We start from the raw sequence: 24,012 nt of genomic DNA on the forward strand, positions 1-24,012 counted from the left end.
GCGGCGGCCACAGGGGGACGCCACTCACGGAAGGCGCTCGACGATGAGCACGATCGACCTGACCACGCCCGACGGCACCATAGACGCCCTGCTGGAACGCCCTTCGGGCCCCGGACCCTGGCCCGGGGTGGTGGTGCTGCACGACGGTCTCGGCATGAGCGCCGACACCCGCCGCACGGTGCGCCGCCTCAGCAACAACGGTTATCTCACCATCGCCCCGAACCTGTTCGCACGCGGCCGCGTTCGCTGCGTGCCCACCCTGCTGCGCGAGGTCGTGACGGCCGCACCCGGCGTCGGCACCCGCGATATCCTGGCCGCCCGCGAACTGCTGGCCGCCGACCCGGACTGCACCGGCAAGATCGCCGTGGTGGGTTTCTGCCTCGGCGGCGGCTTCGCACTCCTGGTGGCCCCCAAGGGTTTCGACGCCTCCGCCCCGTTCTATCCCTCCGGCAGCGGCAAATACGCCGACTTCCTGCGCGGCTCCTGCCCGGTCGTGGCCAGTTACGGCAAACTCGACCCGGCCAACCCGGGGCGCGGCACCAAACTGGAGCGCACGCTCACGGAATACGGTGTGGCTCACGACGTCAAGACCTACCCCGGCGTCACCCACTCCTTCGCCAACGAGACCCCGGCCGAACCCCTGCTGCGGGTCACCGGCCTCGGCTACAACGACGAGGCCACCGAGGACGCTTGGCGGCGCATCTTCGCCTTCTTCGGCAAGCACCTGGCCTGATTCAGTCCCGGCCCCGGGTGAGCAGGGCCAGCGAGCCCGCGGCCAGTACGGCCAAGGCGCCCAGCATGATCGGGTAGCCGAGGCCGAGGCGGTCGTGCAGCAGTGCCATCACCACCGGCACGCCGAAGCCGAGATAGCTGACCGCGTAGAAGACGGCGTTCAGACCGGCCAGATCGTCGGGACGGGCGATGCGCTCGATTTCCAGCAGCCCGGCGACCAGGCCGATGCCGAAGCCCATGCCGAGCAGGATCGCGGTCAGCACGGCCAGCCACAGCTGCAGCAGCCCGGAACCGATTGCGGCCGCGATCATTCCGGCGATGATCAGCGCGAGCGCCAGCGCGGGCAGCCGCAGCGTGCCGGGACGGTCGAGGCGGCGCGCCACCGATTGGATGCCGAACCCGCAGCCCAGCGTGATGACGGTGATCAAGGCGGAGAACGCGATCGGCGCCCCGTGCACCCTGGGCATCATGAGCGTGGGCATGATGGCGTAAGCCGTTGCGGACGAGGTGAAAAGGAAGATCGATACGGGCAGCGCGATCCACCGGAAGCGGCGGTGACCGGCGGCCGGGACCTTCAGATCGTCGAGCAGTCGCGACCGGTCCGCCTGCGGTGCGGCGGTTTCCGGTGTCCGCCAGATCAGGGCGGCGGCCAGCACGCAGAGCAGGGCGTTGATCAGATAGGCGAGGCTGTCCGGCAGCGGCCCCCACTGGGCCAGCACGCCCGCGACGCCCGCGCCCACGCCGAACCCGCCGGTGAGGCTCATGGCCGAGCGGCGCGCGCCCGCACCCGGGGCGGTTTCCGGCGCGTACGGCGGCTGCGAGAGCTCCTTGAGCCAGCTGCTGCCGACCGCCATGGCCAGGCCCAGCGCCACGCCGCACAGCACCCGGCCGGCGGAAAGCATGGGGACGGAATCGGATCCGAAGGCCAGCAGCAGGGCGCCGGCGGCGGCGATCAGCGGCGCGGGACGCATGAGCGGGCGGCGGCCGTAGCGGTCCGACAGCGGCCCGCCGATGAGCAGCGCCGGAATGATGCCCAGCACGTATTCGAACAGCAGCAGATCCACCGTGGTGACCGGCAGTCCGTCCCGCTTGTACATGACCAGCAGCGGCGTGAATTCGTTTCCGCCCCAGGCGATCGCGAAGATGGCGAGCGCGACGGCCGGCCAGGCCTTCGCCGCGGTGCGGGTGCCGGTTGCCGGAGCGCCGACGGAGGTCAGCGTGGCCATCACAGTCCTCTCAATTTCACGCGATGCACGTCCATCAGGTGCTCGGCCAGTGCGGCGGCGAAGCCCGTGGGGTCCCCGGCCTCGATGAGATCGGCCAGGCGCGTGTGTTGTTCGATGATCAGGTCGGTATCGGTCTCGCCGTGTCGCAGCGCGACGCTGTTCATCCGCCGCTGCCGTTCGCGCAGCGAGTCGTAGAAACCGGTCAGCAGCGGGTTGTCCGCCGCGACCACGTATTCGCGATGGAAATCGGCGTCCACGACGGCGAATTCGTCGAGGTCGCGGGCCGCGGCGAGGGCGCGTTGGGTGTCCAGGGAGGCGCGCAGGCGCGGCATCAGCGCCGTGCGATCGGTGTCGGCGAGCGCGCGCACCGCACCGGTCTCGACCACGTACCGCGCGTGGATCACATGCTCGGCTTCGTGCGAGGGCACGGGCACGATGAGCGCCCCGCGCTTGGGGTAGAGCCGCATCCAGCCCTCGGTCTCGAGCCGCAGGAAGGCTTCGCGCACCGGTGTCCGGGAGGTGCCGAGCAGGGTGGCGATCTCGCCCTCGCTGATCAGCTCGCCGCCGGGCAGTTCGCCGGTGAGGATGCGTTCCTTGACCTCACGGTAGGCGCGCTCGGCGGATGAATACGTCTTAGACACAAGTCGCAGCCTAGGCGACCGACCGGTTGGATTTGCCGGGTTGTGGCTGGCATCACCGGCTCGCATGCAACGGCATGCAGCTGCCCTCACTTGCGCTCACGGCGTGTGTCCAGGGATGATTCGCGTGTTGGCATGCTGCCAGTAGGAGACAGGGAGGTCTGCAATGGCGAACGACGCCACCACGCCGCTGAAGGACGTCGTCAACGGGGCGCTGGAATTCACCATTCCGATCGCGCACAAGATGGGCGTCGAAGCGCTCGAGGTCCGGCCGGGCTATGCCGCCAACCGGGTGCCGATCGAGGGCAATGGCAATCACTTCGGCGTCATGTACGCGGGCGTGCTGTTCACCGTCGCGGAGATCCTCGGCGGCGGCATCGCCATCGCCACCTTCGACACCGCCAAGTACTTCCCGCTGGTGAAGGATCTGCAGATCTTCTTCAAGAAGCCGGCCAGCACCGATGTGACCGCGGTGGCAGAACTCTCGGACGAGGAGATCGCCCGGATCGCCGCCGAGGCGGACGAGAAGGGCAAGGCCGACTTCACGCTGAAGGCCACCGTCACCGATGCCAATGGCGTGGTCGTCGCCGAGACCGTGGGGCTGTACCAGCTGCGCGCGCACGGCAAGTAGGACAGGCGGCGAGGCGGGCGGGCCGGAATCTCCGGGGCCGCCCGCCTTTTCCGTGCGATCAGGCGATGATGATGTAGCCCTCGCAACCGGTGCCCGCACTGCCCGGCCATTCCGACCCGCTCACCTTGAACGGAATCGCGCCCGGCCCCGGCACGCCCAGATCGACCTGGGTGGTCACCGGCTTGTAGGTGTCGGGCAGGTTCACGCGATTGCCCTGCATCTCGATGCGCGCGTCATCGGTGAAATTGTCGGAGGTATTGATCTCCAGCGTGGTCGGCACCCCGGACCGCGCCATGATGGTGGTCTGCCCGCACTTGCCCTTCGAGTAGTCGAGGGTGAGCTTCTGCGGTTGCGGGGCATCGGCGAACGCCGACACCGGCGCGAGGAACAGACCGGCAACGCCGAGCGCGGCGAGCAGGGTGACGCGGCGGAGGTAACGCTGGGACTTGGTATTCACGAGCAACCTCTCCAGTAGTCACGGACATGGGGTCCCCCCGGAGCGAACGCCGCAGATCATGCCAGATCAGGCGCAGACATTGTCACGCAGGCAGGTCAGCAGCAGCAGTGTCACATCGGCTTTGGGCGGTGCGGTCGCGCGCGGTCGCTCCGCCAGCGGAATGCGCTCGAAGTCCGCGGCATTGGCCGCGCCGAGCTGGGTGGCGGACCGGAAACCGTACTTCTTCCAGGCGATCTGCTGAATCTTCGAATCCTGGAGCGCGGTAATGAGTTGCTGCGCCTCGGCGGTCAGGGCGAGCACCGGATTGCTGTTGAAGATGGTCGGCTCCGGGTACAGCATGCGGGTTCCGGCCAGCAGTGCGTCGGTGGCGGAAGCGTTGTCGCGGTAGGCGACCAGCTGCTGCAGGATCTGGTTCTCGTAGCCGGCGTACAGCGAGGCCGCGCCCTGGATCAGCCATTCCCGGAAGCCGCCGTCCGAACTGTCCGATTGCAGGCCCTGCGCGTCGTAGAGCCCGCGCACCGTGGCCAGCCCGGCCTTGGCTTCGGTGAGGGTCGGCGGCTGGTACACGTCACCGGAGGCCACCACGGTGAGTTCCAGTTGCATGAGCGTGAATCCGGAGTTGGAGGTCTTCGGATCGGTGCTGGTGACGCGGATCGGCCCGGCCAGGTTCTGCGCGCCGATCGACTCCCACTTCTGTTTGGGCAGCACGTATTCCAGCAAAAGCCGCTTGAGATCCATGATGTAGTAGGAGTTCTCGCGCTTGCCGACGATGCCCGCCCTGACCAGCGCGTCGGTGGCGGCGGGTCCGGCGTAGATCACCTCGGGCGATTCCAGCACCGATTCCGCCCGGTAGTCCGGGAAGTCGCTCATGGTGTGCTTCTGCTCGAATACGCTGCGCGCGCTCGCCGAGGACGGCCACAGACAGCCGATGCGCTGCGACCGCAGCTGATCGGTGGGCACCTGCGCCAGTTCGTAGGAGCCGCGCTTGTCGAAGCGCACCTCGAGGCCGTAGTCCTCGCGCAGGATGCGCGTCACCTCCGGATCGGCCATCAGCGCCGACTTCTCGGAGCCGCCCAGGCAATTCAGCTTGGTGACGGCGGCCGGGGTCTGCTGTGCGCCGCGGATCACCACGACGCCGATCACGATCGTCACCACGGCGAACACGACGGCGATCAGCACCGGTAGACGAGACTTGTTCATCGCTCCTCGCTCGGGGGCAATCGGGTGGGGAAGATCAGTTCGAGGTGCGCCAGATCGGTGAAGAAGCCGGTCAGGTCCGCCGCGCCGAATTGCTCGGCGGCGTGCGCGGTGAAGCCCTCGAAGCCGCACAGCACCTCGCGTCCGCGCGCCAGCAGGGTCTCGGCGTCGGTGTAGGCGGTGGGATGCGCCTGGATCTCCAGATAGCGTTCCAGTGCCGATTCGACGCCGGTGAGTCCGCCGCGGAGATGTTCGGAAACGGTGGAAAGCGCGGCCGGATCCAGCTTTTCGGTGCGCTCGAGCACGCGCGGCACCGTGTCGCAGGCGCGCAGCAGGGCCGCGCGGGTGGGTGCGTCGGTGACCCGTCCGGCCAGCGCCGCCACCCGCACGGCGGCCTTGTGCACCTGCCGCGCCCGCTGTTTCCGCTGCCGCGCCGTCGCGATCGGTTGTCCCGCAACGACTGTCAGCACCGCGAGCCCGGCAGCGACCAGGGCGGCCCCGGCGACCGACCCCAGCACCGCGTAGATGCCGAGGAAGGCCGCGACCAGCACCGCCAGCGCCGTGATCAGAACCGTATTGCCCGGCAAGCGAACTCCTTACCGGTATCCGGTGGCCTGGCGCAGCGCCGCCACCATATCGCCGGAGGCCAGGAACGAGCCGCCGGTGCGCTGCGCGATCTCCCGCAACGCCTTGGTGTTGGTGCCCTCGCCGAATCCGATGGCCACCACCGGGATTCCGGTCTTGGCGATATCGGCCAGGCCATTGCCGCCCTGGGTGTCGTCGCCGTCGGTCATCAGGACGACCAGCCGTTTGCGATCGGGCGTGGCGGCGTCGAACTGGCGGGCGGCGGCGGCCAGGCAGTTGTAGATGCCGGTGTTGCCGTCGGGTTTGCGCTTGCGGATGGCGTCGTGCAGCGTGTCCAGGCCCGAAGTGCTGTTGCCTTCAACCCATTTCATGCCGTCGGTCGCCGAGCTGAACACCAGCACCGCGGTGCGATCCTTGGGGCCGGTCTGCAGCAGGTACTTCTTGGATTCGACCGGATCGAAGAGCAGGTTCGCGGCCTGCCGCACCCCGTCCCAGCCGCCGTTGCCGTCCATGCTGCCGGAGGCGTCGATGCAGTACACCAGGTCGGTGGGGGTGCGGTAGACGGTCTGGTAGTTCTCCAGCGCCGCTTCGATGACCGGACTCGCCGGGTAGGTGATGGGCTGCCCGGTCAGCGTCGCCTTGACGCCCCACGCCGGATCGAACACGTCCTTGGGCGCGTCGGGCAGCGAGAGGCCGATGCTGGTGATGGGCCGCCGGCCGAGCGCGGTCAGCCGCTTCTGGGTGTCCGCGGTCAGCAGGAAATCCTGCAGCTTCTGGAAATTGCGCTGCTTGTCGGCATTGTCGCCGTGCGGCAGGAAGCCCAGCGGAGCGTCCGAAATCGCCAGCACGCCTTTGGGATACACCACGTGCAGCGGTTCCTGACCCTGCTTGACCAGTTCCTGGTTGCGCTCGATCACCAGGTCTTCGTAGGTGAACAGCGTCTTGCACTGCTGCGGGGCGGCCAGGCATTCGTCCATGAGCAGGCCGGTGGACGGCGGCGTCTTGGCGAAAGCGCGAGCGAACCGGGTGATGCCGGTGCGCACCGGTTCGGAATCGAGCTGTTCCTTGGTGAGCGCCACGCCCGGGCCATTGCCGGCGAAGTAGTTCAGGAAGCCCAGCAGCACCGTCGCGCCCGAATTCGATTGCGTCGGATTGGTCATCCACGCCGTCGTCTTCTTGGCCTCGACCGCGGTGAGGATCTCCTCGATGCCCACCTCGCGGTCGGTGAAGCCGAGCGCGTCCAGTTCGGACTTGCGGCCCGCGTACACCAGCGGTGTGGAGAACATGGGCTGCGCCTGCTTCAGCCGCCGCCCCGTGTCACCCAACTGCTGAAACACGCTGGAGGCGAACCAGAACGCGTCATAGGGCGGGGTGTCGCCCTGCTGCAGCAGCCGGGCCTGATCCACCGACCCCAGCTTGGTCATGGTGCAGGTGAGGCCCTGCTCCCGGCACCACGGTCGCACGATCTGCTCGAACACCGCCTCGTGCTCGGACCCCGCCACGATATTCAGCACTTTCGGATCGCCGTCGTAGGCGGTGACGGACCCGGATCCCGGCTTGTCGGAACCACATCCGGCCAGCAGCCCGCAGACGGTGAGCAGCGCTGTGACAAGCACTTTCGTGCGCCGGTCTCGCAATTTGGCGCATCCTTCCCCTCGGTTACGAGAGCTTAAGCACCCGGTGCGGATGGGAAGGTGAACTGACGATGTCGTATCGGCGAAACCCTGGCGCGAAATTCGCCATGGCGCAGGGGATCCGGTCGATCCCGCTCAGACGGTGAGACCGTCGACGGGCAGCGGCAGCGGGCGTTTGGCGAGCCGATTGTCGCCGGAGGACCGGCCCTGTACGCGCTTCACGGCCCACGGCACCAGCGCGACGCCCGCCCAGCGGAACTCGGCGGCGATGGCCTGCACCAGGTTTCGTTCCGGCAGCTCCGGGAACAACGGCCGGGTCCAGGCGTCGTCGCTGCCGGGCAGACCCAGCGCCTCGGCCAGCGCGTCCGCGATCCGCTGATGGCCGAGCGGGCTGGCGTGCAAGCGATCCGGGCTCCACAGCCGGGGATCGGCGACCACGGCGTGATGCGCGGCCTCGGCGACGATCACTCCGTACCGCGCCGCGGCTTCCCGCACCCGGTCGTTCATGGCGGCCACGCGCCCGCGCACCGCCCGGGCCATCGGAATCAGGCGTCCCACATCGGGAAACGTCAGGGTGGCCACCACCGCTCCGGTGCCCGCGAAGGCCGCGAACATGGCCTCCACGTGTCCGGCCACCTCATCGACCTCGAAGCTGGGACGCAGCAGATCGTTCATGCCCGCGAGCACCGTCACCAGATCCGGTTCCAGCGCCAGCGCCGCGTCCAGCTGCTGCGCGCGGATCTGCCGTGCCAGCTTGCCGCGCACCGCCAGATTCGCGTACTGCAATCCGGGGTTGGCCAGTGCGACCTGCGTGGCAAGCCGATCGGCCCAGCCCCGCAACCCGGTCACATCGTCGCCGTCGCCGACGCCTTCGGTCTGGCTGTCGCCGATGGCGACGTAACGCGTGAAGTTCCCAACGTTCATGACGGACCGGCCTTTCGGTGCGGGTAGCCGGATCATCTCAGGAATAGCCGCCCGCGTCTGTACGCGTTCGAACTGTTCACCCGCGCGACCCGCGCCCGCTACGACCTGCTCTCCTCGTCATTCCGGCGTGCTTTCGGCCGGAGTCTCACTGGTCGAACAACCGATCAGCCACGGCGGCCCCGGATTGCGCGCCGGGCGGGACGGCGAAGAAGGCGCTACCGGTGTGCTGGATGACCGCGTTGAGCCGATCGGTGGCGGCCAGCGCGGTCTGGGCTTTGATGAACTGCTCGGGCGGATTGTTCATGTAGGCGGCGAACAGCAATCCGGCATCGAGCTTGTCGTGGCCGCTGTGCGTGTGCTCGGGTGTGCCGGGGGCGTGGGTGTGCTCGGCTTCGCCGGTGGCGGCGCCCGGAGCCGTGGACAGCAGCGTGCCGTAGTCGTAGTTGTAGCCGCGGCGCAGCATGGTGATGCCGTTGACGAGGCGGACGTGGGCATCGGCGGGGATGGCGAGTTCGCCATTGGGGAGGCGCTTGGCGAGATCCACGGCGTCGGTCTCGGTTTCGCCGCTGAGCGGAGCCCCGTCGCTGCGGCGTCGCCCGATGATGTTGTTCTGCTCGGCCAGCGCCAGCATGTCCCAATCGGCGGTCTTCATGCGGATCTTGCGGAATACCAGATAGGTGCCCTGGTGGAACCAGTCCGGTTCGTCGGCGGCGTCCACCCAGACGGCTTTGTCGAATTCGGTGGTCCCGCGCTTGGGGTTGGCGGTGCCGTCCTTGTGCCCGAACATGTTTCGCGAAGTGCCGCCATCGACGGGCTGGCTCAGGAAGCCGTGCTGCGTCCAGCGGATATTGCCCAGGCCGGGCATGCGGGCGCGCAGGGCCCGGAACGCGTGGCTGACCACCTGATGGTCCTCGGCGCAGATCTGCACCATGACGTCCCCGCCGCTCCAGGCGGACTGCAGTGCGTCCCCGGCGAATTCGGGCAGTTGGCGCAGGTGCTTCGGCCGCCGCCCGGCCAAGCCGAAGCGCTCGTCGAACACCGCCGGACCCAGTCCGAAGGTGATGGTCAGGCGCGCCGGATCCAATCCGCTGGCGAAGTCGGTGCGGACGCTGAATCCCGGTGCGTCGGCGGGATTCTCGGGCGCATCCGCACCAGTCGTGAGGGCGGCGGCGGTCTCGGTCCACACCGTCAGCAGCTCCCGCAGCACCCCGCGATCCGCCCGCGCGATATCGACGGCCAGGAACATGGCGTTCGCCTGCGGCGGCGTCGCGATCCCCGCCTGGTGCACGCCGTGGAAGTCCTCGACCCGTGCGGGTTTCGCCGCATCGCTCGCGGTGCCCCGCCCGATCGCCACCCCGGCCGCCGCCACCCCCGCGGCCGCCAGGCCCGACCCGAACAATGCGCGGCGCGAGACCCGTCCGCCAGCTGTACTACCCGTCGTAGTATTTTCGCTCACTCGCGCCAGGGTAGCCACATTCCGGCTACCCTGGCGAGTGCGCTACGTCACGTAATCAGCTGTGCGACAGCCGAACCAGCATCTTGCCGGTGTTCGCCCCGCCCATCATGGCGGTGAAGGCGTCGAATGCGGAATCGATGCCGTCGTACACCGTCTCCTCGGCGCGCAGCGAGCCGTCGGCCAGCCAGCCGGCGGCCTTGCCGATCCATTCCGGAATCTGGTGGTAGTGGTCGCTGACGTTCATGCCGCGCAGATTGATCCGCTTGCCGATGGCCAGCGGCAGATGCGGCGGACCGGCGGGCAGCTCCACGTCGTTGTACATGGAGATGGCCCCGCACAGGGCGATCCGCCCGCGCAGGTTCATGTTCATGATGGCCGCGTCGAGATGATCGCCGCCCACATTGTCGAAGTACACGTCGATGCCGTCCGGCGCGGCCTCGGCCAGGCGCACCGGCAGATTGCCTTCGCGGTAGTCGATGGCGGCGTCGAAACCGAAGTCGGACAACAGCCGCGCGGCCTTCTCCGGCCCGCCCGCCGAACCGATGACCTTGCTCGCGCCCAGTTGCTTGGCGATCTGCCCCGCGACCGAACCGACCGCGCCCGCCGCGCCGGAAATGAACACCACATCGCCCGGCTGGATCGGGGCGACCTCGGTCAGGCCCGCGTAGGCGGTGAGGCCGGTGGTGCCCAGTACGCCCAGGTATGCCTGCGGCGGAGCCAGATTCGGGTCCACCACCTGCACGGCGCCGGCGTCGAGCAGGGCGTATTCACGCCATCCGGCGAAGTGGGTCACGGTCGCGCCGACCGGGATCGCGTCCGCGCCGGACGCCACCACGGTGCCCACCGCACTGCCGGTCATGGCCTCGCCGAGCACGAAGGGCGGGATGTAGGACTCGACATCGTTCATCCGGCCGCGCATGTACGGGTCCACCGACAGCCAGTCGTTACGGACCAGGACCTGGCCGGGGCCGGGATCGGCGACGGTGGTGGTGGCGAATTCGAAGTCGCCGAACTTGGGTTCGCCGACGGGGCGGGCGATCAAACGCCATTCACGACTGGTCACGGTCATCGGATTGTCTCCTGGAGGTTCGAGTTTCATTGGGGGAGTGCGGCATCCACCGCGCGCCGCAAGAGCTCCGGACGCCCGGTGCCGATCAGGCCGACGGTGAGGGCGAGGAGGATATGCGCGGCATCGCCCGGATCGTCGGTGTGCGCATCGGTGAGCACCCGGGTCAGCAGGCGGTGCAATTCCTCGGTGAAGCGACGGCAGATATCGCCGCTGAGCCGAGCTTGTTCATCGAAAATCTCGGTGGCGTGCGGTGATTCGGCGAACGGCCCGGCGGCCAGCGCCACTTTCGCGGCCAGGATGCCGTACACCCGCTCCGCGAGCGCGCCCTCGGACGCCGCGGCGTGCTGCGCCTGCGTGAGCGCCTGGTCGTGCAGGCGTTCGGCCACTCGCCGCACCGCATCGTCCTTGTTGCGCACGTACTGGTAGACGGCGGACCGGGAAACGCCTGTCTCCGAGGCGATATCGTCCATGGTGGTACGCCGCGCGCCGTACCGCAGCAGGCACCGCAGCGTCGCGTCGAGTACATCCGTGGTCCGGTCCGCCATCGAAATCACAGCGCTTTCAACAGCTCCGCGGCCAGCGGGGCGGAGGACGCCGGGTTCTGCCCGGTGAACAGATTCCGGTCCACCTCGACGTGCGGGGCCCACGGCTCGCCCTCGCGGTAGTCCACGCCCAGCGCGACCAGGCGGTCCTGCAACAGCCACTTGGCCTTGTCCGCGAGCCCGGCCTGGGTTTCCTCGGCATTGGTGAACGCCGCCACCCGGTACCCCGCGAACGGCGACTTGCCGTCCGCGTCGGCGGTGGCCAGCAGTGCGGCCGGTGCGTGGCAGACCACGCCCAGCGGTTTGCCCGAAGCCAGGGCCGCGTTCAGCAGTGCGCCCGAAGTGGCGTCCACCGCAAGGTCTTCCATCGGCCCGTGTCCGCCGGGGTAGTAGACGGCGTCGAAGTCGGTGAGGTCCACGGTCGCCAGATCGATCGGCGAGTTCAATTCGGTGGCCTTGCTCAAGGTATCGGCGATCCGCTGAGCGCCCTCGGCGCCGCCGTTGGCGTCGGCGGCGAGGCTCCCGCGATCGACCGCGGGCACCACTCCGCCGGGCGTGGCCACCACGATCTCGTGACCCGCGCCGGTGAAGGCCTCGTAGGGCGCGACGAACTCCTCGGCCCAATACCCGGTCGGATGCTCGGTGCCATCCGCGAGCGTCCAATAGTCGACTCCGGTCATGACGAACAGAATTTTCGCCACTGCATGCTCCTTCATACGGAACGGTCTATTTGCCGACGATCTGACATTCCGTATCCGATCTGTCAGTCCGTCACCGATCTCAACGTAGGCGCGTAAATATCGTCTGACCAATAGACTCGCCAATATGAGGCATAGGCAAACCGATGGTTCCCTCGACCTGACGCAGTTGCGCACCTTCCTGGCCGTCTATCGGTCCGGCTCCATCACCGCAGGTGCCAGCCGTGTCGGCCTGTCTCAGCCGACCGTCACCACCCAGCTCCAAGCCCTCGAACGGCAGTTGGGTGGTCCTCTCTTCGAACGCCTCCCGCGCGGTGTGACCCCGACCCCGGCGGCCCACGATCTGGCCGCCCGGGTGGCCCCGCCGCTCGATGCCCTCGAGTCCATCGCCGGCGGCTCGGCGGCCGATGTGACAGCCCCCGAACCCCCCGTCCTGCTGGGCGGCCCCGCCGAACTCCTCGCCACCCTGGTCCTGCCGAAGGTGGCCCCGCTCATCCATGACGGCGTCCGCCTGATCGTCTCGACGGGTCTGGCCGACGATCTGCTGGCCGATCTCCGCGTCGGCAAACTGGATCTGGTGCTGTCCACCATCCGCCCGCGCGGCCGCACCGTCCTGTCCGAACCCCTGGCGGACGAAGAGTTCATCCTCGTGGCCGCCCCCGACCTGGCCGCCCGCATAGACCTCGACCGCCTGCGCGCCAGCGACCTCACCGGCGTCCCATTGATCTCCTACGCCCCGGACCTGCCCATCCTGCGCCGCTATTGGCGCCACGTCTTCGAAACCCGCCTCGAAGCCGAACCGGCACTGGTCATTCCGGACCTGCGCGCCGTCCTGGCCGCCGTAGCGGCGGGCGCCGGCATCAGCGTCCTACCCAGCTACCTCTGCGCCCGCGAACTGACCGCCGGCACCCTGATCCCCCTACTCCGCCCAGCAGATTCCCCCATCAACACCGTCTACCTGGCCCGCCGCGTAGGAGGCCCCACCCGCCCACACACCGACCTGGTACACACCCGCCTCCTGGAAGCCGCCGAAACCTGGCGCACCTGCGTGGATTGACCCGTCGCGCGGCTGATCAGCGCGTGAGCCCGGCGCGAACGATGGACAGCAATCGGTCGGCTTGCGGATCGTCGGCCGCCGTGTGCCCGATCCCGTTGGCCGCGGCGAGCAGATCGGCCACCTGGAGATCGGGTTCGATCGCGCCCGCTCGCTGTGCCCGGTGCAGTAGGTCGGCGGCGGCGGTGTGCATCGTCTCGTGCCACTGCTGGTACAGGGCGGATCGCTGCCCGGTGGTGTCGGCCGAAATGGCGAGGGGGAGATCGCTTTTCGTGGATACGTGGGTGATGAAGGCGCGCAGCCAGACGAACAGCGCATCCACTGGCGAGTCGTCGTCCAGCAGGGTGTGGCCCAATTCGCCCAGGGCGGTGACCTCCTCGGCGTAGACGGCGATGACCAGGTCTCGCCGGGCCGGGAAGTGCCGGTACATGGTCGCGTTGCCGACTCCGGCCCGCCGGGCGATTTCGTCCAGTGTGGCGTTGACGCCGAGCTCTTCGAAGACTTCGCGCGCGGCCGCCAGCACCAGGTCGTAGTTGCGCTGCGCATCGGCGCGCCGAGGCCGGCCGGTCATCTTTCTCCTTGTGAAGTGGGGAGCCACTGCGGACCGGCTGGCGATTCACGAGACGATCGCACGCCACGGGCATGTCGCCGACGATCGGGACTGGGATCGCTGGCGTGACGTGTTCACCGAAGACCTGGTCATGGACTTGGCGGACTTCGGTTTCGGTGAGATCCACGGCCTGGACTCGCTCCGGAAACTCTCTCGCGACAACGAACACGACCCCGGTCAGCCCCTGGGTCACCACGTCACCAATATCGTCGTGCTCGAACCGAAGGCCGATCGGGTGCGGACGCGATCCAAAGGCTTCGCGGTCAACGCCGACGGCACCACCGGCACTGTCGTCTACGAGGACGCGTTCCGCCGCGAACCGCAGGGTTGGCGAATCTGCCATCGCAAAGTCATTTGCCTGCCGAAAGATCGGCACGGCAGACTGTGATCGGGGGGAGCCTCCCCGTGCGTTCGAAGCAAGGAAGGCAAGCAATGAAGATTTTCAAGATCGCAGCTATCGGTGGGGTCACCGCCGCCGCACTGATCGGTTTCGCCGGCCCGGCGGCCGCGTCGACGCCCATCGCCCACACGCCCTGTACGCGCAGCGAGATGATGAAGCCGGACTGGGATGTGAACACCGGCGAGCCCGTCATCTGCGTCAGCACCGGTGGCACCGGGTTGAAGTGGGTTCCCGACGCGACTCGCTGATAGCGCGTAGCTCGAGCGAGAAGGCCCGGACCGTAATGGTTTTCGGGCCTTTTGCATTGTGTCCCGACTTGGTGCGGGTTCAGCTCGCGGCTGGGAGGACCCGCCACATTTTCCGTGAGCGCGGGCGGGGCCGGGGCGCCGCGTGTTCGATGCGGCGGCGGGCTTCGTGCGTGGTGATGCGCAATAGGTCGGTCAACAGGTCCACGGTGTCGCGGTAGCCGGTGTCGGCGGCGAGGCCGCGGCGTTCGGCTTCGGCCACGGCGGCGCGCATGGCGGCATCCAGCCGGCGCCGGCGGCGTTCGGTTTCGACTAGGGTGCGCAGCAGGTCGACATCGGCGAGTTCTGGCCATCCTGAGGCTGGAGCATTCGGCGCCAGCGCGGTCGAATGTATGTTCACGCGAGGTAGCCTACCGCAGAATAGAACATATGTTCGACTAATGTTTCGACGGGTTGATCGATAGAGGATTGTGGTGACTGCGGGTAGGCCCCGTGCCGCGAATGACGGCACTGTTTCGTCCAGCCCGGGGTTGAATCAGGCCGCGTAATCCTTGGCGGCGATGGTGCGGGCGACCTTCTGGGGTGCGCCGCCGATGAGCCCGCGCCAGGGCAGGTAGGGGAGCAGGCGCACGTTCAGGTTGCGGAAGCGGATCATGGCCTTGCTGGCCGGGGCGTACCAGGCGCCGGTGCCGTCGGCGAACTTCTGGCAGGCGTCGACCATGGGGCGCATCTGCTGTTCGTAGGCCGCGAAGGCGGCGGTGTGATCGCCTGCGGCGGCGGCCAATTCGCCCGCCAGCAGGTAGGCGCCGACCAGGGACAGGTCCGCGCCCTGGCCGGACAGCGGGGAGGCGCAGTAGCCGGCGTCGCCGACCAGGGTGACGCGGCCCTTCGACCAGGTGTCCATGTGGATCTGGACCATGGCGTCGAAATAGAAGTCGGGAGCGGCGTCGAGGTGGGCGAGCAACTCCGGCACCTTCCAGCCTTGACCGGCATAGGTCTCGGCCAGGATCTTCTTCTGCTGCAACACATCCCGGTAGTCGTAGTCGATGGGATCCGACGCCCAGGCGAAGATCGCCTTGGCTTCGGTGTTCTCGCGGGCGCTGTAGGAACCGGCGACCGTGCCCGGGGTGTTGTAATCCAGTTCCCAGTGGTCCAGTTCCAGGAGGTTCGGGATCGTGTAGATGCTGATGTAGTACCCCATGTGCCGCGCGAAGTCGGCTTCCGGGCCGAAAACCATTCCGCGCGTGTGGGAATGGGCTCCGTCGGCCCCCACGACCAGGTCGAAGGTGCGCGGTGCGGCATGGTCGAAGGTGACATGCACGCCGTCGTCGTCCTGGGTGAGAGTGGCGATCGAGTCGCCGAAGATGTATTCGACGTCGTCACGGGTGGCCTCGTACAGCACCCGCGCCAGATCGCCGCGCTGAATCTCGGTGTCCCCGTTCGCGCCCACGCCGTTGAAGAGCTCACTCGAAATGCTCGCGCGCGCTTTGCCGTTCGCATCCACATACGAGGTACCCCGCTTGCCGGTGCTCAGTTCGTGCACCCGTTCGAGCAACCCCATCCGCCGCACCACCTCGGTCGCGGTGCCCAGCACATCGATGGCCTGCCCGCCCTCGCGCAGCGCCGGCGCCTTCTCCACGATCGTCGGCTCGAACCCGTACCGCCGCAACCAGAACGCGAGGGCCGGTCCCGCGATGCTGGCGCCGGAAATCAGGACCTTGCGATTGCTCATCTGCTCCATGTCTCAAACCATAAGACGATTTGCGCAACTGCGCAAGACAAATGTCTTAGGCGATTGCGCTACACTTCCGACATGGGAAATCGCGAGGATCTGTTGACCGGCGCTCGGGCCTGCCTGTTCGAGAAGGGCTACGCCCGCACCACGGTCCGCGACATCGCCACCGCGGCCGGCGTGAGCATGGCGGCGATCGGCTACCACTTCGGCACCAAGGAAGCCCTGCTCACCGCCGCTCTGGTCGAGGCCACCGAGAACTGGGGTGCTGATCTGGAACGGGCATTGGCTGAGGTCCCGGCTGAGGAAACCGACCCCTGGAAACGATTCGCCGCCCGCTGGGACGCCGCACTGACCACCATCGCCGCCCACCGCGGCGTCTGGTCCGCCACCTTCGACGCGCTCGCCCACCCCGAAGCCCGCGCACAACTGGCGGGAAATATGGAAGAAGCCCGCACCGGCCTGGCCCGCCTCTTCGACGGCGTCGCCGACACCGGCACCCCCCACCTCTCGGGCGCCCTCTACCAGGCCCTGCTCACCGGCGTAGCCGCCCAATACCTGATCGACCCCGAAACCGCCCCCACCGGAACCGATCTCGCCGAAGCGCTGCGCCGAATCACCGATACCCCAGGCTGATTCGGCGCTCCGGGTGGTTAACGGAGGTAGGGCGTGAGTGCGCCCTGGTCGCCGAACAATTCGGTGCGCCAGCGCTCGAGGAGTGCGGCGTTGTCGGTATCGGTGGGGTGGAATCCGGGGCGGTTGTATTCGCCGATGAGCCGCCACATCCGGCGGTCGATGAACGGCAGGTGGCGTAGTTTCAGCGCGCTGCGGATCAGGCGGATCGGGTTGTAGGCGGCGCGATCCCGGACGAGTGAGACCGCCGTGCCGAGGATGACGCCGATGATGAAACCGGCGGTGACCAGGCGCATGCCCCAGACGCGGCGGCGCTCGCCGCCGCCCATGGCGCGGTAGACGTCGAAGGCGACCGACTTGTGTTCGGATTCCTCGTAGGCGTGCCAGAGCAGCATCGTCCGGACTTCTGTTTCACCAAGGAGCGCTTGGGCTTTCGGGTCGGTGAGCAGGATCTCGGCGACGGTCGCGGTGTAGTGCTCCAGCGCGGCGGTGAAGGAGAGCCGGGTGAGCGGCGACAGGAGTTGATCTATGCGCGCGAAGACCCAGGTGACGGCGCGATCGGCATTGTGGGTCGGATAGCCCATGTCCTGCAGCCGGTCGTTGAGTTCGCGATGCTCGCGGCCGTGGGTGAGCTCCTGGCCGATGAAACCCGCTACCTGGTCGAACAATTCGGGATCGGTGATGTCGGCGCGGAAGTGCTTGACCGAGCGGATGAAGAAATCCTCGCCGGGCGGGAAGACCGCCGACAGGAAGGCGACGGCGTGGCTGAGCACCAGGTCGTCGTTCGCGTAGTGGTGCCGGTAGGTCTCCACGGGATACCGGAAGCGGATGCGCCGCGGCTTGATCGTGCGTTCCCGGCGAGTCGGTGGATTTTCGGTCATGAGAGCGTCCCTAACCTCAATAATGCGACACCGTGTCGCCATTGATGAGGACAAAGCTACACCGCGCTCACCGGCCGAACAAGAGAAAATGCGACACGGTGTCGCAATAGATGCGGTGGTTCAGGCCGGCCGGTTCAGGGCTGAGGCCACCAGGTCGTCGATCGGCACATCGACATCGATAGTGACCCCGCGCAGCCGCGCATGACCCTCGAGCAGGATCAGGAACGAATCGGTCAGCATCCGCGCCACCCCCGCCGCGTCCCAACCCTCGGGCGTATCGCGCAACCACCGCGTCACCGCGCCGTCGATCATCGACACCATGGCGAAGACCGCGACGTCCAACCCCGGATCGGTCTGCCCGAGCAGTGCCGCGATCGGCGTGATGAACGACGAGATCTGCCGCGCGATAGCGTCTTTCGCGGAGATGACGGCCGTCGACCCGGTGAACCCCTCGTGCGAGGCCAGCTCCATCCACTGATACAATCGCGGATGCTCGGCCACCAGATTCACATAGTTGTTGACCGCTATGGACACCGTCTCCCGCACGGTCTCCGCCGGATCGAGGACCGGCATCACCGCATCGAGATACATCTCGACCACATGCTCCCGAGCCTGATTGTCCAGATCCATCCGATCACTGAAATGCCGGTACAGCACCGTCCGGCTGATCCCCGCCCGATCCGCGATGTCCTGAAACGAGATCTCCGCCCGCGGCTCCGACTCCTCCACCAGCTCGATCAGCGCCTCGATGACCGCACGCTGACGCTCGGCGTTGCGATCGGCCCAACGCCCCTCCGTGCTCTTCACCCTGCGCGACACCACGCCCACAGCATTCCATCCCGGCCGGATCGCCTCGAACAGCCACCCGGCCGGGCCTGTCGGGAGTGCTCAGTTGGCCTGTTGCGCGCGGTATTCGGTGACCGGCAAGCCGCCGACGCCTTTCAGGGGCGGGCGGTGACGTAGCCGCCGTCGGCGGCGATGACGGCGCCGGTCAGGAAGGTGGAGTCGGTGAGGTGCAGGACCGAGTCGGCTATTTCGGCGGGTTCGGCGACGCGGTCGAGGACGGCGAGGGCGCCGAGGGCGTCTACGTCGGAGCCGGAGTGCAGGGGCGTGCGGACGATGCCGGGGGCCACCTCGTTGACGCGGATGCCGTAGGGGGCGAGTTCGGCGGAGAGGGAGACCGTGAGGGCGCGGACGCCGCCTTTGGAGACCATGGGCGCGGTGACGGGGAAGCCGGTGATGCCGTGGGAGAGCAGGACGGTGGTGATGTTGACGATCGCGCCGCCCAGGGCTTGGTCGATCATGCGGCGGGCCACGGCCTGGGTGATGAGGTAGGTGCCGCGCAGGTTGCCGGTGAGGAAGTGGTCGAGGTCGGCGGGGGTGACGTCGACGAAGGGGGCGGAGGCGAAGGTGCCGGCATTGTTGACCAGGATGTCGACGGAGCCGAAGGCGTCCACGGCGGTGTCGACCAGGGCCTGGCCGGCCCGCTCGTCGGTGAGGTCGGCGACGAGGTGGCGGATGCGGTCGCCCGCGCCGAGTTCGGTTGCGGCAGAAGCGAGTTTGCCCGCGTCGCGGCCGCTGATCACCACATTGTCGCCGCGCTTCAGCAGGGCCGCCGCGACCGCGTAGCCGATGCCGCTGGAGCCGCCGGTGACGATCGCGGTGCGAGAAGTCGTTGTTGTCATGCTTCGAGCTTCGGGCCCGGCGGTATATAAGTCTACGACGTGGATTTGCGCGTATTACTAGACTCAGCTTATGGATCTGGATGTGCGTGATCTGGAGTTGCTGGACGCGCTGGCCGGTGGCGGGACCTTGCAACAGGCGGCGGACCGGCTGTATGTGAGCCAGCCGGCGTTGAGCCAGCGCTTGCTGCGGATGGAGGAGCGGCTGGGGACGGCCGTGTTCGATCGGGTGGGGCGGCGGCTGGTGCCGAATCAGGTGGGAGTGCGTTTGCTGCCGCGCGCATCGCGGATTCTCGCGGACCTGGCGGCGGCCGAACGCGAAGTGCGGGAGGTGGCGCGCAGCGGGGATCGGCATATCCGGTTGTCGACCCAGTGCTCCACCACGGTGTCGTGGTTGACGCCGGTGATGCGGGAGATGCGAAAAGCCTGCCCGGACAGTGTGATCCGGATGGTGAGCAATGCGGACGACGATCTGTCGGACGCGGTGCTGGCGCAGGTGGTGGATGTGGCGGTGCTGACCAAGATGACCCCGGCGGCCGAGCAGGTGCGGCTCACGCATTTGATGGACGACGAGATGCTGGCCGTGGTCGCGTCCGAACATCGCTGGGCGACAAGGAAATACGTGACCGCGCGAGACTTCGCCACCGAGAACCTGATCCTGTACGACAGCTACGACCAGAGCCGCCCGAACGCCCTGCCGCTGCCGATTCCGCCCGGGGCGCGCCCGGATCGGGTCACCATCGTCCCGATGCTCACCGAACTCGTGGTGGAGCTGGTCGCGGCCGGGGAGGGGGTCGGCGTGCTGCCGTCCTGGGTGATCGCGCCGTACCTGGCGCGCGGCGAGGTGGCCACCGTGCGGATGGGTCAGCGCGGTGAGACCAGGGCCTGGTACGCCGCGACCCGGGTCGATGACGAGCGGCCGCACGTGCTCGACTTCGTCGGCCGGTTGCGGGCTCATTTCCGGGACGATCCGGTGGACTAGGCGGGCCAACCTGCCGGGAAGTGGCCATTCGCCGTGCGCACAGCACGAAGGCCGGTCGGTACACGACGCGCGTGCACCGACCGGCCCGACCGGATCTCAGCTCTGCGCAGGCACCGGATTCAGTTGTGCCGCCAGGGCTTCGGCGGTGGCGGGGAACCGATCCAGCAGCCCGGTCACCTCGCGATTGCCCGCCGGACCCGCCTCCTGCCAGCCGCCCTGGACGCCCAGCAGGGCGGCGAGCGCGTCACAGGTGTCGGGGTGGGCCGCCAATAGATCGGTGGCCGGTCCGCGGGGTGCGGAAGCCGCCGGTATCGCGGGCGCGGTGTGCTCGGCCGACCACGGTGGAACGAAGGCGTCCACGGCCGGGAGCGAACCGGGGAAGGTGCGTCCCGCTTCCCGCACCAATGCCGGAATCAGATCGCCCGCTTGATCTTTCAGCGTAGTGATCAACTTCGGCAGCCAGGGCAGCAGAACGGTGTCCGGCAGCCTGCCGAAAGCCTTCGACAGCAGCTCCACGACGAACGGCTTCAAGCCCGGAGCCGGATCGATGGCCTGCACGAACCCGCTGACGTACTGCGGAACCGTCGGCAGGACAAGAGGATTCGACAGCATCCCGTCGCACCGCTCGCGCAGTTCCGCCATGGTCAGCAGCCCGAGCTGGAACCGCGCCGCCCACAACAGCGCCACCTTCGACGGCGCCTCCGGATGCGATTGCAGCACAGCCAATTCCAGCTGAGTGTGATCGCAACCGAGCGACAGCGCCAGGTTCTCCATGCCGAACAGGAAGCCCAGCATGGCCGCCACCTGAGCCGAGCCGGTCTCGTCATCGGCGAACGCGGTCGGCAGCAGCGTGCAGTAATGCGAGTAACCGGCCGTCACGAACCGCCCGCACCAAGTCGGCAGACCGCCTTCGGTGGAGCGATAGTAGTTGAGCAGCAACCGGATTCGCCGCAGCACGGCGGGCGCGCCGTCCACCGTGCGCTCGGCCGCGAGGAGTTCGATGGCACGATTGCCGAGCTCGTCGGCGAGCCGCGCCGAACCCAGGAACACCAGCGCGTCCTCGACGGCTTCGAGGGCGATGGCCGCCGTCGCGGTCGGCGCGGCCACGGACCTGCGCAGGCGCTGCTCGAGCACCTGCTCCACCGACACGCCCTCATAACCCAGCTCGACCAGCGACCGCTGATACTTCCCGAGCCCGATATCCCAGCTCTCCTGGATCGAACTCTCGCCCAGCCCGCGCGAACCCATGATCGGCCGCAGCGCATCGGCCGGCAGCAGCTTGCGCAACAGCCACAGCAGATCCGAGCACGGCCGCAAATCCGGATTCGTTTTCAGATCCAGCAGCGCCCGTTGCAGATTCCGCTTGTTGAGATCCAGCCCGAGCGGCTGCAACCGGTCGAGCACATCACGCGCCAGCGGCGGCAGCGCCTCGTATCCGACCTGCCCGATGCGGTCGCCGCCGAGCAGGATCTCGCACAGCCGGGCCACATCGCGGCGGCCGGGCACCTTGTCCTTCTCGATGCAGGTGACCGCCGCGTCCTGGAAGTCGTACGGGGTGGGCCGGGCGCGATTGCGCATGCCCGCCAGCAGGATCGACGTCTCGAAGACCGAGATGGCGTCCGCGGTGCTGGCCAGGTAGCCGTTGCGCCGGGCCAGCCGCACGATATCGACCGACCATTCCAGCAGTTCGGCCTCGTCCAGGGCATCCAGGACCGGCGGCCGGGACAGGAAGCTCGAAAGCTGGTCCGACACAGCCGAATCCGTCGTGACCGGGCCGAGCGGCTTCTTGGCCTTGGTCTTGCCGCCCTGCTGCCCGGCCAGCTGGAAGGTCTGCAACTTGCCGCGCCGCACCCCCTTCGACCAGGTGGCGGCGGCGATGGACACCGCACCGCCGGCCAGCCCGAACTGCGCTTCGATGGCCGAATGGCTGGACGGGATCAACCCGTAATGCCATTTGGTCGCCGACCGCGGCGTGATCTCGAACGGCGCGTCGCTCGCCAGCCCGAACTGTTCCACCCGGCTGGCGGCGTGCGCCGCACCGCAGATGTACAGCGCCCGTTCGGGATCGGCGCCGGTGGCGGCCAGATGCTCGCGCATGCGCGTCCACATGTACCGCTCACGGTCCTCGTCCTCGACGGTGCTGCCGCGCCGCAACCGCCGGAACAGGCTGCCGATCATCACCATGACCTGGCGGTAGGTGTCGTAGTCGGCATCGGCCAAGGGCTGTTCGACGTACTGATCCCACCATTCCGACCAGTGCCGGACCTTGCCGTGGTGCAGCAGGTACTCCTCGAGTTCGGCGAAACGCGGTCGCAGATCGCCGATTTCGATGCCGACCGCTTCCCCGTGCAGGCCGTCGCCCGGCTTGGCCTCGGCCTCGGTCTTGTCTTCCCTTGGCGCCCACTGGAATACGTGATCCGTGGACCGATCCACCAGCACCAGCTCCACGCCCGGCGTATCGAGCGCGTAGGCGATGGCCTGGTATTCGGCCGAGGATTCGGTGATCGGCGCGACGATGGACAGCGGCGCCCAGTCGATCGGGAAGTCCGCGGTCTCGGTGGCGAACGCCTGCAAGGCCACCGGCAGCCGGCAGTTGCGCAGTTCGTCCAGCAGCGGCCGCAGATCCTCGCACAGCTCCAAATAGATGACGCTCGGTTGCTTTTCGCGCAGCCGCCGCACCATCGCCAGCCCGGAGGCGGGCGAATGATGGCAGACCGGGAAGATCTCCAGCTGCTCCGACAGCGCCCGATCGACATCGTCGACGATGCCCGCCAGGATGTCGCCCGCCGCGCCGGGCGCGCCCGCGAAGGTCGCGGCCGCGTCCACCAGCTGATCCCGCAGCGCCGCGAAAGTATCGGGCGCGGAACGAATATCGGAGACGGTCACGACAGTCTCGCGATCGCCGCCCGGCCGCCCTCCAGGAATTCGGCCCATTCGCCGCCCTTCTTGTCCTTGCTGCGCGGTTCCACCACGCCGTGCAGGTACTTGTTCAGGATGGCGAGGTCCTCGGGCTGCCGGCGCACCAGCGAACCCACCAGCGACCCGGCCAGGGTTTCGGCCTTGAGCGCGCGCTCGCCGAAGAACTGGCTGTGCAGGATGGCGTCCTCGAGCACGCCGATCTGCTCGGCCGTGGACAGCGCCGACTCCAGCTTGTCGTCGTCATTGGTGGAGGCAGCGGCGGCCGCGCGCAGGTCCGCGAAGCTGTCCAGCAGGATGTCGAGCAGCGTGGGCGGCAGTTCCAGTTCGATCTGATGGCGGCGCAACAGTTCCGCGGTCCGGAAGCGCACGATCTCCGCTTCGCTCTTCTTGTTGGACACCACCGGGATGCGCACGAAATTGAAGCGTCGTTTGAGCGCCGAGGACAGATCGTTGACGCCGCGGTCGCGGCTGTTGGCGGTCGCGATGATCGAGAAACCGGGCTGCGCGAACACCACATTGTCGTCGTCGAGCTCGGGAATCGAGACGTACTTCTCGGACAGAATCGAGATGAGCGCGTCCTGCACGTCGCTGGTGGAGCGGGTGAGCTCTTCGAAACGCCCGATCACGCCCTGCTCCATGGCGGTCATGATGGGGGAGGGGATCATCGACTCCCTCGACTGCCCCTTGGCGATCACCATGGAGATGTTCCACGAGTACTTGATGTGGTCCTCGGTGGTGCCGGCCGTGCCCTGCACCACCAGCGTGGAATTGCGGCTGATGGCCGCCGACAGCAGCTCGGCCAGCCAGCTCTTGCCGGTGCCCGGATCGCCGATCAGCAGCAGTCCGCGGTCGGAGGCGAGGGTGACGATGCTGCGCTCGACGAAACTGCGGTCGCCGAACCACTTCTGCTCGACCACCCGGTCCAGCCCGTCGGCGCGTTCGGAGCCGAGAATGAACAGCCGCACCATCTTCGGGCTCAACCGCCACGCGAAGGGCTTCGCCCCGTCGTCGATGGACTCCAGCCAGTCCAGTTCCTCGGCGTACTTGGTCTCGGCGGGGGCGCGCAAAACGTCGTTCATGGTGTT

The 24,012-nt window shown here is 67.9% G+C and carries 26 protein-coding genes; 7 read left to right on the top strand and 19 right to left on the bottom strand.

Translation table 11 applies throughout. From position 1 onward, the window contains the following. Positions 1–43: 43 nt before the first annotated feature. Positions 44–733, top strand: a complete 690-nt coding sequence (locus LTV02_RS36765) for a dienelactone hydrolase family protein (protein ID WP_233036120.1) — start codon at positions 44–46, stop codon at positions 731–733. A gap of 1 nt (position 734) precedes the next feature. Here LTV02_RS36765 and LTV02_RS36770 read toward each other — a convergent pair whose 3' ends face one another. Next, the gene (locus LTV02_RS36770; protein WP_233036121.1) at positions 735–1,958 is read right to left on the bottom strand and encodes an MFS transporter; all 1,224 of its coding nucleotides are present in this window, start codon (positions 1,956–1,958) and stop codon (positions 735–737) included. Continuing rightward, entirely contained in the window at positions 1,958–2,599 is a 642-nt protein-coding gene (locus LTV02_RS36775; protein WP_067715194.1) for a GntR family transcriptional regulator, read from the bottom strand. Before LTV02_RS36775 ends, LTV02_RS36770 begins: the two co-directional genes overlap by 1 nt. Before the next feature lie 163 nt (positions 2,600–2,762). Between LTV02_RS36775 and LTV02_RS36780 the strand changes: the two genes are divergently transcribed. Then, positions 2,763–3,227 carry a PaaI family thioesterase gene (locus LTV02_RS36780; RefSeq protein WP_067715191.1) on the top strand — a complete coding sequence of 155 codons (465 nt, stop codon included), beginning with the start codon at positions 2,763–2,765 and terminating at the stop codon, positions 3,225–3,227. A 58-nt stretch (positions 3,228–3,285) separates the two neighbouring features. Here the strand turns inward: LTV02_RS36780 and LTV02_RS36785 are convergent, their stop codons facing one another. From LTV02_RS36785 to LTV02_RS36825, 9 genes are all read right to left on the bottom strand, one after another. Further along, positions 3,286–3,684 (bottom strand): HPr family phosphocarrier protein, encoded by a 399-nt coding sequence (locus LTV02_RS36785; RefSeq protein WP_233036122.1) that lies wholly within the window; start codon positions 3,682–3,684, stop codon positions 3,286–3,288. Between the two features lie 66 nt (positions 3,685–3,750). Further along, entirely contained in the window at positions 3,751–4,884 is a 1,134-nt protein-coding gene (locus tag LTV02_RS36790) for a hypothetical protein (protein ID WP_233036123.1), read from the bottom strand. Continuing rightward, entirely contained in the window at positions 4,881–5,468 is a 588-nt protein-coding gene (locus LTV02_RS36795; RefSeq protein ID WP_233036124.1) for a hypothetical protein, read from the bottom strand. The genes LTV02_RS36790 and LTV02_RS36795 overlap by 4 nt, the downstream gene beginning before the upstream one ends. 9 nt (positions 5,469–5,477) lie before the next feature. Next, positions 5,478–7,082, bottom strand: coding sequence for a VWA domain-containing protein (locus LTV02_RS36800; protein ID WP_233036125.1), 1,605 nt, complete (start codon positions 7,080–7,082; stop codon positions 5,478–5,480). Positions 7,083–7,235: 153 nt separating this feature from the next. Beyond that, positions 7,236–8,024, bottom strand: a complete 789-nt coding sequence (locus LTV02_RS36805; RefSeq protein ID WP_233036126.1) for an SGNH/GDSL hydrolase family protein — start codon at positions 8,022–8,024, stop codon at positions 7,236–7,238. Positions 8,025–8,169: 145 nt separating this feature from the next. Further along, complete coding sequence (locus tag LTV02_RS36810; RefSeq protein WP_233036127.1) at positions 8,170–9,480, bottom strand: Dyp-type peroxidase; 1,311 nt, start codon at positions 9,478–9,480, stop codon at positions 8,170–8,172. 55 nt (positions 9,481–9,535) lie between these two features. Beyond that, entirely contained in the window at positions 9,536–10,549 is a 1,014-nt protein-coding gene (locus LTV02_RS36815; protein ID WP_233036128.1) for an NADP-dependent oxidoreductase, read from the bottom strand. A gap of 26 nt (positions 10,550–10,575) precedes the next feature. Beyond that, positions 10,576–11,094: a TetR/AcrR family transcriptional regulator gene (locus LTV02_RS36820; protein ID WP_233036129.1), complete on the bottom strand. Its 519-nt coding sequence runs from the start codon at positions 11,092–11,094 to the stop codon at positions 10,576–10,578. Positions 11,095–11,099: 5 nt separating this feature from the next. Continuing rightward, on the bottom strand, positions 11,100–11,792 hold the full coding sequence (locus LTV02_RS36825; protein WP_233036130.1) for a type 1 glutamine amidotransferase domain-containing protein: 693 nt from the start codon (positions 11,790–11,792) through the stop codon (positions 11,100–11,102). Between the two features lie 124 nt (positions 11,793–11,916). Between LTV02_RS36825 and LTV02_RS36830 the strand changes: the two genes are divergently transcribed. After that, entirely contained in the window at positions 11,917–12,846 is a 930-nt protein-coding gene (locus LTV02_RS36830) for a LysR family transcriptional regulator (RefSeq protein WP_233036131.1), read from the top strand. Between the two features lie 16 nt (positions 12,847–12,862). Here LTV02_RS36830 and LTV02_RS36835 read toward each other — a convergent pair whose 3' ends face one another. Next, complete coding sequence (locus tag LTV02_RS36835) at positions 12,863–13,414, bottom strand: TetR/AcrR family transcriptional regulator (protein WP_233036132.1); 552 nt, start codon at positions 13,412–13,414, stop codon at positions 12,863–12,865. Between the two features lie 10 nt (positions 13,415–13,424). Here LTV02_RS36835 and LTV02_RS36840 point away from each other — a divergent pair, with 10 nt between their 5' ends. Next, on the top strand, positions 13,425–13,841 hold the full coding sequence (locus LTV02_RS36840; protein WP_233036133.1) for a nuclear transport factor 2 family protein: 417 nt from the start codon (positions 13,425–13,427) through the stop codon (positions 13,839–13,841). A 44-nt stretch (positions 13,842–13,885) separates the two neighbouring features. Continuing rightward, positions 13,886–14,101: a hypothetical protein gene (locus tag LTV02_RS36845; RefSeq protein ID WP_233036134.1), complete on the top strand. Its 216-nt coding sequence runs from the start codon at positions 13,886–13,888 to the stop codon at positions 14,099–14,101. Between the two features lie 79 nt (positions 14,102–14,180). Here LTV02_RS36845 and LTV02_RS36850 read toward each other — a convergent pair whose 3' ends face one another. After that, entirely contained in the window at positions 14,181–14,498 is a 318-nt protein-coding gene (locus LTV02_RS36850; protein ID WP_233036135.1) for a DUF222 domain-containing protein, read from the bottom strand. Between the two features lie 135 nt (positions 14,499–14,633). Next, complete coding sequence (locus tag LTV02_RS36855; protein WP_233036136.1) at positions 14,634–15,839, bottom strand: FAD-dependent monooxygenase; 1,206 nt, start codon at positions 15,837–15,839, stop codon at positions 14,634–14,636. Between the two features lie 72 nt (positions 15,840–15,911). Here LTV02_RS36855 and LTV02_RS36860 point away from each other — a divergent pair, with 72 nt between their 5' ends. After that, complete coding sequence (locus tag LTV02_RS36860; protein WP_233036137.1) at positions 15,912–16,466, top strand: TetR/AcrR family transcriptional regulator; 555 nt, start codon at positions 15,912–15,914, stop codon at positions 16,464–16,466. Between the two features lie 17 nt (positions 16,467–16,483). Here the strand turns inward: LTV02_RS36860 and LTV02_RS36865 are convergent, their stop codons facing one another. From LTV02_RS36865 to LTV02_RS36875, 3 genes are all read right to left on the bottom strand, one after another. Further along, positions 16,484–17,344, bottom strand: coding sequence for a metal-dependent hydrolase (locus LTV02_RS36865; RefSeq protein ID WP_233036138.1), 861 nt, complete (start codon positions 17,342–17,344; stop codon positions 16,484–16,486). 120 nt (positions 17,345–17,464) lie between these two features. Further along, positions 17,465–18,151: a TetR/AcrR family transcriptional regulator gene (locus LTV02_RS36870; protein ID WP_233036139.1), complete on the bottom strand. Its 687-nt coding sequence runs from the start codon at positions 18,149–18,151 to the stop codon at positions 17,465–17,467. A gap of 134 nt (positions 18,152–18,285) precedes the next feature. Beyond that, on the bottom strand, positions 18,286–19,029 hold the full coding sequence (locus LTV02_RS36875) for an SDR family NAD(P)-dependent oxidoreductase (protein ID WP_233036140.1): 744 nt from the start codon (positions 19,027–19,029) through the stop codon (positions 18,286–18,288). Between the two features lie 70 nt (positions 19,030–19,099). Here LTV02_RS36875 and LTV02_RS36880 point away from each other — a divergent pair, with 70 nt between their 5' ends. Further along, entirely contained in the window at positions 19,100–20,008 is a 909-nt protein-coding gene (locus tag LTV02_RS36880; RefSeq protein ID WP_233036141.1) for a LysR family transcriptional regulator, read from the top strand. 96 nt (positions 20,009–20,104) lie between these two features. Here the strand turns inward: LTV02_RS36880 and LTV02_RS36885 are convergent, their stop codons facing one another. Together LTV02_RS36885 and LTV02_RS36890 are read right to left on the bottom strand one after the other, a co-directional pair. Further along, a complete protein-coding gene (locus tag LTV02_RS36885) occupies positions 20,105–22,894 on the bottom strand; it encodes a DUF5682 family protein (protein WP_233036142.1) in 2,790 nt (929 codons plus the stop codon). Beyond that, the gene (locus tag LTV02_RS36890; protein ID WP_067715141.1) at positions 22,891–24,006 is read right to left on the bottom strand and encodes an ATP-binding protein; all 1,116 of its coding nucleotides are present in this window, start codon (positions 24,004–24,006) and stop codon (positions 22,891–22,893) included. Before LTV02_RS36890 ends, LTV02_RS36885 begins: the two co-directional genes overlap by 4 nt. Positions 24,007–24,012: the final 6 nt, after the last annotated feature.

Source organism: Nocardia yamanashiensis (genome assembly GCF_021183565.1).
In the GTDB taxonomy this organism is placed as follows: Bacteria; Actinomycetota; Actinomycetes; order Mycobacteriales; family Mycobacteriaceae; genus Nocardia; species Nocardia yamanashiensis.